Origin of the sequence: Campylobacter majalis, assembly GCF_905120465.1 — a bacterium.
Lineage (GTDB): Bacteria > Campylobacterota > Campylobacteria > Campylobacterales > Campylobacteraceae > Campylobacter_A > Campylobacter_A majalis.
Genome location: NZ_CAJHOF010000005.1, coordinates 79,590 through 93,370, shown reverse-complemented (window position 1 = coordinate 93,370; position 13,781 = coordinate 79,590). Strand labels below are relative to the sequence as shown.

Genomic DNA, 13,781 nt, shown 5'->3' with positions numbered 1-13,781 from the left:
CCCCATAGAATTAAACTTAATGTATTTTACTAATTTTTATCTTTAACCTTGCTTCTAAGATAAACTAAAATTTCAGCCAAAATATCATCATCGTCCATACTTCTTGATTTTAATCTAATTTTATCATCATTTTTATCTGTTAAAACGATATTCATACCAGCATTTGAAATTGCCTTATAACCACACTTAGAGCATAAAATTTTAATCACTATTAAATCCAAAAACTGCTTTGTATAGATATCAAGTTTGCCAAATCTATCCTCGATTTCGCTTGAAATTTCATATACTTTATTAATATCATCGCATTTACTTAAACGCCTATAAAGCTCAAGCCTTAGCCTGTCCTCGCGTATTAAGTGTGCATTTAAGTAGGCATTTACACTAAGTTTTAGCTCAACCTTACTATCTCTTGGCTCATTTTGATTTAAAATTTTATTTATTTCATCTTCTAGCATCTTTAAATAAAGCGAATATCCAATAGCTTCAATATGACCACTTTGTGCCTCGCCAACAATATTGCCACCGCCACGTATTTCCAAATCATGATATGCCAAAACAGCACCACTACCAAGACTTGAATTGCTCTGTAATGCATTCAATCGTTTCAATGCATCTTCGCTTATATTGCTTTTATCATCTATTAAAAAATAGCAATAAGCCTGCTTGTCACCCCTGCCGACTCTGCCACGCAACTGATGCAAATCAGCCATGCCAAATTTATTTGCGTTTTCTACAATTATCGTATTTGTATTTGGTAAGTGTATTCCGCTTTCAACTATTGAAGTACAAAGCAATACGTCATACTCGCCATTTTCAAACCTAATCATCTCCTCTTCGGTTGTTTTAGCTGGTATTTTTGAGTGCAGTGTTAGAATTCTTAAACTTGGCAATAGCTTTTTTAAAAAATTCTCAGTTTGAGGCATATCGGCTATATGGTTGTGTATGTAAAATATCTGACCAGCTCTTCTAATTTCACGTAAAATTGCCTCTTTAATAAGCTTGTCATCAAATTCTTTCACGCTAGTTCTAACATCAAGCCTTGAACTTGGTGGTGTTTTTAGGCTAGAATATGATTTTATCTTTGAAAGTGCCATATTTAAGCTTCTAGGAATTGGTGTAGCAGACATGCTTAAAACATGCGATGTCGATGATATTTCTTTTAACTGCTCCTTTTGTTTAACGCCAAATTTATGCTCTTCATCTACAACTATAAGCCCGATATTAGATGCTTTTAAATTTAACAGTGCATGAGTTCCCACGCAAACCACAGCCTTGCCATCATCTAACGCTTTTTTAAGCGATGCTTTTTCTTTAGTGCTTGTAAATCTATCTAGTCTATAAACATCTATATTAAATGAACTAAATCTATCTTTTAAGCTTTTATAGTGCTGGGCTGACAACAACGTAGTTGGCACAAAAAATAGTGCCTGATATCCTGATTTAACACAAGCGAAAATGGCATTCATAGCAACTTCTGTCTTGCCAAAGCCAACATCTCCACTTAGCAGCCTATCCATAACCATGCCACTTTTTAAATCTGTAAAAATTTCGTCTATCGCTGTTTGCTGATCGATTGTGTAGCTAAATCCAGCACTATTTAAAAACCTAAGATATTCATACTCGTCTTTGCTTAAAATTATGCCCTTTATCAACTCGCGCTTAGCAGCAATAGCGATAATCTTTGAAGCAATTATAAATAATTTTTCACGAACTTTTTCTTTAAGTTTTGCAAAACTTGCCTTACCAAGCCTATCAAGCACTGCTGTAGAACCATTGCTAGCGATATACCTATCAATCATATTTAAATTTTCAACAGGCAATAACAATCTATCATTATTTTGATAGTTTATGACAACAAACTCTCTAGTAGCACCAAGCACACTAATTGTCTCAAGCCCAACAAACTGACCTATACCGTATTCTTCATGCACAACATAATCATTTGGTTTTAGCTCATCAATAACCAAAGATGTGCGACTTATTCGCTTTTTCTTTTCTAATTTATTAAGTGAAACAATAATGTGATTATTTGAAGTTATATTTAAAATAAATGGACTTTGTGTAAAAATAATATTATCGCCAGTTATATTTAATGACCTAAAAAGACTCTCATTTCTAGCTAAAATTTCTATTTTTTTTCGTGAGTTTAACATGACAAAATCAGGGTTTAGGCTTACTTGTAAATCGCTATAAATACTAGCTTCGCTTAATATGCCAAAGCCTTTAAATTTATCACTTTGAATCTCATAAGCATCAAAATCTATCTTTTTTAAAAGCTTAGCTTTATAAATACTTAGATAATCATCAAAATCATCAATCGCCCAAAATCCAAGTGAATTTATGTCGCGTATTATTGCATCTGAGTTAAAATTTTGTATATTTTTATTTACTTTTTCATACTCGGTTGCGGTTAAACTTGCTATTTTTGGCATTATACACACATTTTCAAGTTCGTCTTTTTTGCTTAGTTGGGTTGATGTATCATAATAGCGTATGCTCTCAACTTCTGTATCAAAAAATAATATTCTAACTGGTTGTTCAAAGCCAACGCCAAAGATATCAACAATATCTGCTCTAATGCTAAACTCGCCCTCGCTCTCAACAATATCAACACACTCATAACCAAATCTCATAAAGGTTTGGGCTAAATTTTTTAAATCTAAATTATCGCCAAAATTTATTATAAAATTTTCAAGGTGTTTTTTTGTTGGCAATTTATGAAGCAACGTGTGAAAAGGCGATATTAATAGCTTTTTACCATCAAATTTATGATATTTATTTAGCTGCTTACTAAGCTCAAATAACTCAGTGCTAAATGAGCGTAAATCATCACCATATCTAGCTCTAAAATCGGGCAAAACAAAGCACTCAACTCCAGCAAAACCGGCAGCATGGGAAGCTAAAACAGCCTCTTTATCATCTTCAGTGATTAAAATTTCTGTGTCAAAATTGCCACTAAAGTGCTCAAAAACTTTAGCTTGCAATTTTATAAGCCCTTAAAAACGCCTCAACAAGATAAAATGATCCAAAGACTAAAAATATATCATCAGCATTTAAAACATCAAAATTTTTAAAGCTTTCATGCTCGATATTAAGCTCGTTTAATGCGTTTTTTAAACCATCTTTAGCCAATGCTCTATTGATGCTATCATAATCATAAATCAAAACTTTTTTTGTTATTGGTTTTAAAATTTCAAGCGTTTTTTTATAATCCTTATTGGCAAATGAGTTAAAAATAAGAGTTATTTTTTGGTTTTTAAAATTTTGCAAAATAGCCATTGCTGCAGCCTCATTATGTCCAACATCAACGTATAAATTATGAGCTATTTTTTCACATCTGGCACGTAAATCAAGTGGTTTTAATCCAACAATATGTAACTTGCCAACAGCAGTCCTAGCCGCACCACAAGCTAATAAAAAGTTGTTTGCCAAAAACTCAGGCATATTTTGAGACTTTATATACTCTATCGCCTCTTCTCTTTCTTCATCACTAATTTTTTCACTACCAAATCTCAGCCTTACATTTCGCTTAGTCGCTATATCTAAAGCTATTTTTATACACTCTGGATTCATCTCGTTGCTTATTAAAGCCAGTGTATCGCTTTGCATAGATTTAAATTTCGTCTTTGAAATCTCAACTAAATCTTTCCCTAAAACATCAGTATGATCTATGCTAATAGGCGTAAAAATGCTAAAAAGTTTATCAAAAACATTTGTTGCATCATACTCTCCACCCATGCCAGTCTCACAAACAAAAAAATCACACTCGCTAAAAAGCACAGCAGATAAAAGCGTAGCATATTCAAAATAGCTAGTTTTAATTTTAAACTCATCATCTAAAAATTCTTGAAGTTTTTCGTGTGCGTTATTTAATTTTTCATCACTTACATTCTCGCCATTTAGCCAAAATCTCTCATTAAATGAAAAAATATGCGGACTTGTATAGTGTCCAACTGATTTGCCACTTAAGCTTAAAATTTGAGCCAAAAATCGTCCAGTTGAGCCCTTGCCGTTTGTTCCAACTATATGCATGACTTTAAACGGTCTTAATTTATCCTTTATACTAGCCCAAGCACGAGGCATCCTTGTGTAATCAATCTCTTTATAAAACATTGGCTTTGTAGCCAGAAAATCATTTAGTTTCATTATTTTTCTATCACCTGTGGCATTACTTGATTTCTGCCACCATTTTTAGCGGCATATAGCATTTTATCGGCACTTTCAAGCGTTAAGTTATCATTTATATTTAAGCTTCTTGTAGCAACACCTGAGCTTATGGTTACATTTATTCTTTCGCCCTTATACATAAATTTAAAATTTTCAATGATTTTACGTAACTTATCGGCAAATTTCACACCATCATTTAAATTAACGCTAGGAAGCAGTACAACAAATTCTTCTCCGCCATATCGTCCGACAAAATCAACAGCTCTAGAGTATTTTCTAAGTATCATCGCAACCGTTGCAAGTATAGCATCACCAGCATCATGTCCATAATTATCATTTATCTTTTTAAAAAAGTCTATATCCATAAAACATAATGAATAATCAGTTCCATATCGCTTGTATGCCTCTTCAATGCGACGCAACTCCTCCATTAAAGCACGTTTATTTGCAGTCTTTGTCAAAAAGTCCTCTTTACTTTCGGCCTTTGCGGTTGCTAGTTCGTTTTCAAGCGTTGTTATACGATTTTGAAGCTCAGATATAGTTGCTTGTTTATTATCCATTTCTACGCCTAGCTCACGACTTTCAATCTCAAGTGTTGAGGCTATATTAAAAAGCATATTTCGCACTTGTTCAAAACTACTTGCATCAAAACTTATATCTTTTATATCAGCCTTTAACTCATGTGCTTTTTGTGAGCTAATATGAGAGGTTTTAGAAAGATCTGAAATCTTGTCACTTATACTTACAAGCACACCATTTAAGCTTGAAATTTTGCTACCTATTTCATCTCTATCAGCCTCTATCCTGCGTTCAATAAGTTTTTTAATATTTTCTTTAGTGTCATTAGCACTTAGACAAATTGGATTTTGTTTAATTTGATTTGCCATTTGTTCAATATCATCTTCAAGTATAGTTGAGATGGATGGTTGCAACATTGAGACAATTAAATCACTAATTTCACATAGTGGAGAATTTTCGTTTTGAACAGTTAAAAATTTATCCAATTCACTCATCATTGATTGCAAATCATCAAAATTTCTAACCCCATAATATTTTAAAAAGTCCAAATACTCATCATTGTAATTGCTAACTATATCAAACCATTTCTCGCGCATAGCATCTATCTTGGATGCATCAAATTTACGACTAAGTAGCTGCATACTTGCTTCTGCCATTGCCTTAGCTTCCTTATTATGAAGCATCGATATGGCTTGAAGTATGCGTCTAGTAAAGGCATTTAAGGACTTAAACTCTTTTTCATCATCTATGCTTGAGTTTTGATTTTGCTGAGCACTTCTATTTATTCTAGCCGTTAAAAACGCAACAAACTCATCAACCGTATTAATATTAACAGTTGATGCTTGAGACTTATAATCACCACTTAATCTTGAGATGTATTTTTCAATTTTACGTTTCTCTTCTGTAGTAAAACCATACTTACTTGAAATTTCATTATACACCTCTGTGTAGTTTTCAGGCGTTAGCATAAGTTGCCTTACTTTTATCTCGCTTAATGCTTCTTTAATGATTTGTGCCACACTAATTGCTGCCATATTTATATCCTTTTAATGCCAGTCTTGAAATATATTCATCAAAAGCCTCTTTTGATGCCTCTTTTATCGCTTCGTATCTTTCTGCATCACTTATAACAGAATCAGCATATCTAGTGCTGCGAACACGTCTAGCTATGCTAAAATCATACTCTCCACTTGTTGTTATGTTTTCGGTTTTGCCATCTTTAAATTTTGTCTTAAACTCCAACCTCAATATAGCACGATATGCCGATATATAGCCATACTCATCATAGACCGTTGCTTGATAATCAAGCGATTTTGTAGATACGCTTATAAAGGTATTAGCATTTTGTTTATCGCTTAAAATTTTATTTAGTCTGCTTACTATGCCTTCACGCACAGCATCTTTTATAAAAACACTATTTTTAGGCTCACTTTTATCTATGATTACATCCACATAAATCCTATCATCTAGCACACTATCTGCTATTTTTGATATAGGCTTATATCCACATCCTATCACAAATATAGTAAAAATAAATCCTAAAACAAATCTCACAATCTATCCTTTTATGACTAAATTTACAAGTTTGCCTTTTACGTAAATTTCTTTTATTATCTCTTTGCCTTCTATCCATTTTGCCACTTTTTGTTTAGCTACCGACAAAATTTCCATCTCAACCATATCACTTGCCACTTCAAGCTCGGCACGTTTTTTGCCATTTACCGTAATAGCCAAAGTCATGCTATCTTGGACAAAAACCTCACTTTTAAGTGAAATTTCGCCAAAATTTTTCCTACCAAAAAGCTTCTCACTAAGCTCACATGCAATGTGTGGCACGATAGGTTCAAGCAAGTTTAATATAATATAAAAACCCTCTGCATCCACATCATCATTTTGCTGTGCATTTAGGGCATTTAAAGCCTCCATGCAAGCAGCAATTAGCGTATTAAAAGCAAATGTTTCATTAAACACATCATGCGATTTTTTAAGGGCTTCATATACTTTTAGCCTTGCATATTTTTCATCTTTGCTTAAACTATCATGATTAATATCTGGAATTTTATCCATCTTTTTGATGCTTTTTGATTTATCCCAAAGCCTATTTAAAAATCTAAATGCACCCTCAACTGCACTATCGTTCCACTCTAACTCTTTTTGTGGCGGAGCAGCAAATAATATAAAAAGTCTTGCTGTATCTGCACCGTATTTTTTAATAATATCATCCGGATCTACGACGTTTCCTTTGCTTTTACTCATTTTTTTGCCGTCTTTTAAGACCATGCCCTGAGTTAGCAAATTAGAAAAAGGCTCACTATCTCTTAAATACCCCATATCTCTAAGTGCTTTTTGGAAAAATCTAGCATAAAGTAGGTGCAATATGGCATGCTCTATTCCACCAATGTATTGATCAACACTCATCCAATAATCAACACTTTGTCTATCAAAGGCTACATCATTCCAAGTCTTATCATCACTTGCGTATCTTGCAAAATACCATGAACTTTGAAAAAATGTATCCATAGTATCTGTCTCACGCACAGCATCACAGCCGCAACATGGGCATTTCGTATGTTTCCATGTAGGATGCTTATCTAAAGGATTGCCTTCGCCAGTTATTTCAACATCATCAGGAAGTGCGACTGGTAAATTTTCCAATTTTTCTGCCACTACACCACATTTAGGACAGTGTATAGTTGGGATAGGTGCACCCCAGTATCGTTGCCTTGATATACCCCAATCACGAAGCTTATAGTTTGTAACTCTTTTGCCTAAAGTTTTATCTTCAAAATACCTTATAATGCTCTCTTTTGCATCTTCAGTTTTTAAGCCATTAATTAACGGCGAGTTTATAGCTATGCCATATTCGGCATTTGCCTTGCCTTTTTCAAACTCACCACTCTCTGGCTTAACAACATCAATTATATTTAAATTAAACTGCGATGCAAACTCATAATCACGCTGATCATGAGCTGGAACTGCCATAACTGCGCCACTACCATAATCAGCAAGCACAAAATTTGCAACCCAAACTGGAATTTTTTCATTTGTTAAAGGATGGATTACATAAATATCTAAACTAACGCCATCCTTTGCACTTGCTTGACGCTCTCTTGGGCTTTGATTTAAAATTTCTTTAATCTTTGCTTTTTTACTATCACTTAAATGACTGCCCTTAAGTAGTGCTTTTACTATTTCATGCTCTGGTGCAAGTGCTGTATAACTCATGCCATATATAGTATCTGGACGTGTTGTAAATACACTAAATCCATCAAAATTTTTACCCAAAATTTCAATACTTTGACTATCCAAAAATAACTTAAACTCAAGACCATAACTCTTGCCTATCCAGTTTTCTTGCATAGTTAAAACTTGCGACGGCCATTTGTCTTTTAGCGTTTGCAAATCATTTAAAAGCTCATCCGCATAATCTGTGATTTTTAAATAATATCCTGGTAGTTCACGCTGAACTACGGCATTACCGCATCTCCAGCAACACCCTTCTTCTACTTGCTCGTTTGCTAAAACTGTTTGATCATGCTCGCACCAATTTACGATTGCACTCTTGCGATAAACCAGTCCTTTTTCATACATTTTTATAAAAAAACTCTGCTCCCATTTTGTATAAAGTGGATCAGAAGTGGCTAACTCACGGTTTTTAGAAAATGATAAACCTAAAGTAGCAAGCTCTTTTTTCATATAATCAATATTTTCATAAGTCCAAATTTTTGGATGAATTTTATGCTGTATTGCTGCATTTTCAGCCGGCATACCAAAACTATCAAAGCCTATTGGATGAAGGACATTGTAACCCTTTTTGCGATAAAATCTAGCTAATGCATCACCTATAGTATAGTTTCTAACATGCCCCATATGAATCCTTCCGCTTGGATATGGAAACATGCTTAGGATATATTTTTTCGGTAGAGTATAGTCATTTTTTGGTTCAAACTCGCCACTTTTTTGCCATAAATCTTGCCATTTTTTCTCTATATTTAGTGCTTCGTATTTACTAACTTCAGCCATTTTTTCTCCTAAAATTCTTCCTGTGTTTTGCTTGATTCGATTAATACTAGTGCCAATGAAAAGATGTTTGCTATAACCGCACCAATAACAAGTGAATAAACAAACGTATCATTAGTACTAGTTTGCAATATAACAAATGCAGGTATTAAATGCAAATCAGCCACCAATGAACTAGCAAAAAGCTCTGCCGCTAAAACATTTCTAATGCCAATTTTAAGCAACGTAGATACTAAATTTATACTAGCAGCAACAAAAAGTGCGATTTCATTTTTATCATACAAAAAACCAGCTGCAGTCGTCAAACTCATCAACGCAAAAAATACATATATAACCTTACCCCAATTCATGTCTATCTCCCCTTTATACTACACCTTTTTCAAACATTGCTCTAGTGCGTTCTTTTTCTTTTTTGAGTTTTAGTTTTTCAGCCATTTTTGCCCTATAATCATTTACGCTAAATTTTAGCCAAACCAAAAATGGAGCTGCTGTATAAACAGAGCTAAACGTGCCTACTAACACACCAACCATCAATACAAAACTAAAGCCATTTATCATCTCTCCGCCAAACATATATAGTATAAAAACAACCATAAATGTCGTGCCAGAAGTCAGTATCGTCCTAGACATTGTAGCAGAAACAGACTCATTTATAATATCATTTATATTATCTTTGCGGCTAGTGCCAATACTCTCTCTAATCCTATCAAATATAATAATCGTATCATTTAATGAGTATCCAAGCACAGTAAGAATGGCGGCAAGTGTATCAAGATTAACATCAATAGCAAAAAGGCTAATCGCACCCATTGTGATAACGACATCATGTATCTCAGTTATAACTGCCGCAAGTGCAAATCTCCATTCAAATCTGAGTGCAATATAAATAAGAACCGCTCCAAATGAAATAAGTATTGCCATTAATGCCTTGCTTCGCAATTCATCACCAACCTTTGGACCGACAATATCAACACGTCTTATTTCTAATTTTCCAGTATCTTTTAATAGTTCGCCTACGCTCTCACCTATATCTAGTCCAACATCAGAACTAGAACCAGAAAAGCGTATTACCACCTCATACTCTGAACCAAATTCTGTTACAGAGGCATTTTTAAACGTTTCATTTGCACTAAGTGCGGCTCTTATACTGTTTAAATTTGGTACTTGTTCGTATTTTATTTGTATAAGTGTTCCACCTGAGAAATCTATGCCGTAATTTAAACCCTTTGTTGCTAGTAAAAAAATAGAACTAATAAATAATATAGCAGAGAGTATCACAGCTGGAAATTTCAGTCTCATAAAATCATAAACTCGTGCTTTTGTAAAAATTTGCATGTTTGCCCCTAATCTCTTTTGTAGCCAAACCAAAATCCAGTTTTGCCACTTCTTTCAATTTTTTCCATAAAATAATCAAAAAATCCATGTGTGCCAAGTATAGCAGTTAGCATTGATACTAAAATTCCTATACTCATAGTCACAGCAAAACCCTTAACAGGACCAGTGCCATATGCATATAAAGCTATAACTGTAATTAGCGTAGTAATATTTGCATCAACAATCGCTGACATAGCATTTTCATAGCCTTTTTGCACACTTTGACGCAAACTAGCACCATCTCGCAAAAGCTCTCTAATGCGCTCATTTATAACAACATTCGCATCGACTGCCATACCAATAGTAAGAACTATACCAGCCATGCCAGGAAGCGTTAGCGTCGCACCAAATAGTGCCATAATTGCAACTAAAATTATAACATTTGCTATTAAAGCGACGTTTGCAAACACGCCAGAAATACCATAATAAAGCAGCATAAAAACAACTATCATAGCAGCCGCAAAAGCAAGTGCATTCATGGATTTTTCAATGCTTTCAGCACCAAGCGAAGGTCCAATGCTACGCTTTTCTAGCATCTTTACAGGAGCCAATAACGCACCACTTCTTAAAGCTATTGCTACATCGTGGGCCTCTTGCACACTAAATCCACCGCTTATCTGTCCACTTCCGCCACCTATTCGTTCATTTATCACAGGTGCTGAATAAACCTTGCCATCCAAAACAATCGCAAGTCTCTTGCCAACATTTGCACCAGTAAAATCTCCAAAAATTCTAGCACCTTCAGAATTTAATGAAAAATTTATAATAGGCTGATTATTTTGTTGCGAAAATGCAACTCTAGCATCAGTAAGCATAGAGCCATCAAGCACAGGTATAGCTTTTAGCATATATTTTATCTCTTCGTTTTTCACATCAGAATAGATGATGTTGCCATAAGCTTGAACTTGGACGTCTGACATAGTATGGGCTTGATCTTGACGCTTGTCATCAACAGCCATAAGCTGCAAATGTGCCGCTTTTGCTATTAGTTCTCTTGCTCGTTGTTCATCTTCTTGTGTTTTTATGCCTGGAAGCTCTACCAAAATTTTATCTTCGCCTTGCTTTGCTACCGTCGGTTCAGCTAGTCCAAACTGATCTAAACGATTTCTTATGGTTTCTACAGCCTGATCTATGGCGTATTGTATTGTTGATTGTTTTTCTTCGTCACTTAGGGTTATATGATAGCTTAAATCTCTTTTGTCAATTACCAAACCTTGAATTTCTGAAAGCATTTTTTCAAGTTTAACACTCTCATCTGGATCTATTAAATTAAACTCTATAACGTCTTGTTTAAATTTTAACTTATCAATTAAGATATCTTCTTTTTTTGTGTAGTAGTTTATACTTGCTGCTATAGATTTTATCTTTGATTCTATTGCAACTTCAGTCTCAACACCAAGCAACATATACAAACCACCTTGTAAATCAAGTCCTAAATTAATTTTTGAACCATTTTGTGTTTGCAAAAATGACGGAGCTGAGAAAAATACACCAAACAAAACAGCTAGTAGCAAAACCACTAGCCTATATGTGACCTTGCCACTTCGCATATTACGCTTCTATTTTTTTAGCGATAAAATCGCGTGAAATTCTAACGATTACATCATCGTTAAGCTTTACTTTGATAAAATCCTCTTCTGGTTTTATTACCTCACAAATTAGCCCGCCATTTGTTATGATTTTATCACCTTTTGCCAAGGCTGCAATCATAGCTTGATGTGCCTTTTGTTGCTTTTGCTGAGGTCTGATAACCAAAAAATAAAATATCGCAAAAAGTACAACTAGAGGTAGTAATGAAGCTAGAAAATTTCCGTCTTGCATGTGTTTTCCTTATTTTTAAAAATTTAAGCTCGTATTTTAACATTAAAATTATAATAAAAGCCTTTGTTGGTGCTTTATGCCTTGCAAATTTTATATATATTTATATTTTTAAAAGCGAAATTTTAAACTTAATCTCTCCTTTTATTACAATTTTTGGACTTTTTACAATCATTTATTTACCACGTTTTGGCTATTTTTGGGCTGGATTTTTTAGTGGAATTTTATGGTTTTATTGGATTAGTTTTAGTTTTTATTATTATGATTTAGCGTTTTTGATGCCTTTTGTAATACTTGGTATCGCATTAGTTTATGCACTCATGTTTTTAGTGGCAAGCATACCAAGCTTTGTATATTTACGTGCAATTATGCTATTTTTAATCAGCTATATTTCACCGTTTGGATTTAATTGGTTTAACCTTGAAGCTACGTTGGTTTTAGGTGTTTTTAGAACCGACGAAATTGGGCTTATTTGTATTTTTGCATCAGCATTTTTACTAGGACTTAAGAAATTTTATAAACTAACAGCCATCATGCCACTTGTATTTGCTATACAAATAAACTCATCAAACACAAATTTTATACCATTTGATTTAGCACTTGCAAACACAGACACAAAACAGATACACAAATGGGACAGGGATTATAAAAATCATTTTATAAACGAAACCTTAGATCTTATAAACAACGCAATAAACAACAAAAAAAGAGCTATTTTGCTTCCAGAAAGTGCATTTCCTACATTTATAGATCACGAAAATGAACTCATGGATGAATTAAAAAATTTATCTCATAAAATCACAATAATTACTGGAGGATTGGCTTACGAAAACAAACAAAGCTTTAACTCAACATATCTGTTTGAAAATGGCGATTTTAAGAGATTTGATAAACACATTTTAGTGCCATTTGGCGAAGAGATACCACTACCAAATTTCATAAAAAAGTGGATAAATAAAGTATTTTTTGATGGTGCAAGCGATTACATGGCAGCTAGCGACATTGGTGAATATGAAATAGATGGCATAAAAATACGCAATGCCATATGTTATGAAGCCACTCACAAATCCATTTATAAAGACAATCCAAAAATAGTTTTTGCTATCACAAATAATGGCTGGTTTAAAATAGGCAACATAATCTCAACGGAACCGATTTTGCAAAGCTTGTTATTAAAACACTATGCTACAAAATTTCATACAACAATATACCATAGCGTAAATGGCTCACAAAGCGAGATAATCACACCAAAGAAAAGCTATTTAAATTTTAAAGAATTTTAGATGCTTTACAAATAGTAACACTAAAAATTCAACCAATGACAATATTTAGAAGTTTAAGCCTATAAAAAGTAGATAAATTGCATCCAAATCATAGTTGGACTATTTGATCCCAATAGTATTTTCTAGTTAATATTATATACTTTTAATCTATATTGTCTAATTTTACACCATGAATATTACTCACTCTCTTGTGTTACACTTGTATGCTTTCGTTGTATATGGTTTGTAAAATTACTTGCGTTCACAAAATAAATAAAGCAAAACAAGTAGTGGTTTTAAATTTCTAACCTATGTTAAAGTAAGTATTTTAGGCACTTTGCAACTCCTTAGTATATAACTATATTGTTTTTAGCTCAAATTTTAGTGTATAACTTCAATAAAAATTTAAGATTTTATACACTTTTTTATTAAATAGATATACATAAGTATAAAAAGATATAAATTCAAAATGTAGGCTATAAGCCCTATTTTAAGGGATTAAATACATAAATATACATTGATTTAAATAGTTTAAGTGGTGTCCCCAACAGGATTCGAACCTGTGGCCTCAAAATTAGGAATTTTGCGCTCTATCCAGCTGAGCTATGAGGACAAAATTTA

General features: G+C 33.5%; 10 protein-coding genes and 1 tRNA gene. 1 reads left to right on the top strand and 10 read right to left on the bottom strand.

Annotation, left to right across the window (positions count from 1 at the left end):
* Window positions 1–29: 29 nt before the first annotated feature.
* Genes mfd through yajC form a run of 9 tightly spaced genes read right to left on the bottom strand, consistent with a single transcriptional unit; the run spans window position 30 to window position 11,901 of the window.
* Window positions 30–2,984 carry a transcription-repair coupling factor gene (mfd, locus tag LQU93_RS03790; RefSeq protein WP_229932559.1) on the bottom strand — a complete coding sequence of 985 codons (2,955 nt, stop codon included), beginning with the start codon at window positions 2,982–2,984 and terminating at the stop codon, window positions 30–32.
* Window positions 2,974–4,146, bottom strand: a complete 1,173-nt coding sequence (locus LQU93_RS03785; RefSeq protein ID WP_229932558.1) for a bifunctional folylpolyglutamate synthase/dihydrofolate synthase — start codon at window positions 4,144–4,146, stop codon at window positions 2,974–2,976. Before LQU93_RS03785 ends, mfd begins: the two co-directional genes overlap by 11 nt.
* Window positions 4,146–5,720, bottom strand: coding sequence for a GGDEF domain-containing protein (locus tag LQU93_RS03780; protein ID WP_229932557.1), 1,575 nt, complete (start codon window positions 5,718–5,720; stop codon window positions 4,146–4,148). The genes LQU93_RS03785 and LQU93_RS03780 overlap by 1 nt, the downstream gene beginning before the upstream one ends.
* Window positions 5,707–6,240, bottom strand: a complete 534-nt coding sequence (gene lptE / locus LQU93_RS03775) for an LPS assembly lipoprotein LptE (RefSeq protein WP_229932556.1) — start codon at window positions 6,238–6,240, stop codon at window positions 5,707–5,709. The genes LQU93_RS03780 and lptE overlap by 14 nt, the downstream gene beginning before the upstream one ends.
* 3 nt (window positions 6,241–6,243) lie before the next feature.
* Window positions 6,244–8,709 carry a leucine--tRNA ligase gene (gene leuS, locus LQU93_RS03770; protein WP_229932555.1) on the bottom strand — a complete coding sequence of 822 codons (2,466 nt, stop codon included), beginning with the start codon at window positions 8,707–8,709 and terminating at the stop codon, window positions 6,244–6,246.
* Between the two features lie 8 nt (window positions 8,710–8,717).
* Complete coding sequence (locus tag LQU93_RS03765; RefSeq protein ID WP_229932554.1) at window positions 8,718–9,056, bottom strand: DUF6394 family protein; 339 nt, start codon at window positions 9,054–9,056, stop codon at window positions 8,718–8,720.
* Window positions 9,057–9,069: 13 nt separating this feature from the next.
* On the bottom strand, window positions 9,070–10,041 hold the full coding sequence (secF, locus tag LQU93_RS03760; protein WP_229932553.1) for a protein translocase subunit SecF: 972 nt from the start codon (window positions 10,039–10,041) through the stop codon (window positions 9,070–9,072).
* Window positions 10,042–10,049: 8 nt separating this feature from the next.
* On the bottom strand, window positions 10,050–11,630 hold the full coding sequence (gene secD, locus LQU93_RS03755) for a protein translocase subunit SecD (RefSeq protein ID WP_229932552.1): 1,581 nt from the start codon (window positions 11,628–11,630) through the stop codon (window positions 10,050–10,052).
* A 1-nt stretch (window position 11,631) separates the two neighbouring features.
* Window positions 11,632–11,901 carry a preprotein translocase subunit YajC gene (gene yajC, locus LQU93_RS03750; RefSeq protein WP_229932551.1) on the bottom strand — a complete coding sequence of 90 codons (270 nt, stop codon included), beginning with the start codon at window positions 11,899–11,901 and terminating at the stop codon, window positions 11,632–11,634.
* Here yajC and LQU93_RS03745 point away from each other — a divergent pair.
* Window positions 11,874–13,181: an apolipoprotein N-acyltransferase gene (locus LQU93_RS03745; protein WP_229932550.1), complete on the top strand. Its 1,308-nt coding sequence runs from the start codon at window positions 11,874–11,876 to the stop codon at window positions 13,179–13,181. The two genes, yajC and LQU93_RS03745, sit on opposite strands and share 28 nt — an antisense overlap.
* A gap of 515 nt (window positions 13,182–13,696) precedes the next feature.
* Here LQU93_RS03745 and LQU93_RS03740 read toward each other — a convergent pair.
* A tRNA-Arg gene (locus LQU93_RS03740) sits at window positions 13,697–13,773 on the bottom strand.
* Window positions 13,774–13,781 lie beyond the last annotated feature (8 nt).

Excerpts from the sequence above, each read along its gene's own strand:
- LQU93_RS03785 (WP_229932558.1), bottom strand. The coding sequence starts at position 4,146 with ATGAAACTAAATGATTTTCTGGCTACAAAGCCAATGTTTTATAAAGAG.
- LQU93_RS03780 (WP_229932557.1), bottom strand. The coding sequence starts at position 5,720 with ATGGCAGCAATTAGTGTGGCACAAATCATTAAAGAAGCATTAAGCGAG.
- leuS (WP_229932555.1), bottom strand. The coding sequence starts at position 8,709 with ATGGCTGAAGTTAGTAAATACGAAGCACTAAATATAGAGAAAAAATGG.
- LQU93_RS03765 (WP_229932554.1), bottom strand. The coding sequence starts at position 9,056 with ATGAATTGGGGTAAGGTTATATATGTATTTTTTGCGTTGATGAGTTTG.
- secF (WP_229932553.1), bottom strand. The coding sequence starts at position 10,041 with ATGCAAATTTTTACAAAAGCACGAGTTTATGATTTTATGAGACTGAAA.
- secD (WP_229932552.1), bottom strand. The coding sequence starts at position 11,630 with ATGCGAAGTGGCAAGGTCACATATAGGCTAGTGGTTTTGCTACTAGCT.
- LQU93_RS03745 (WP_229932550.1), top strand. The coding sequence starts at position 11,874 with ATGAAGCTAGAAAATTTCCGTCTTGCATGTGTTTTCCTTATTTTTAAA.
- yajC (WP_229932551.1), bottom strand. The coding sequence starts at position 11,901 with ATGCAAGACGGAAATTTTCTAGCTTCATTACTACCTCTAGTTGTACTT.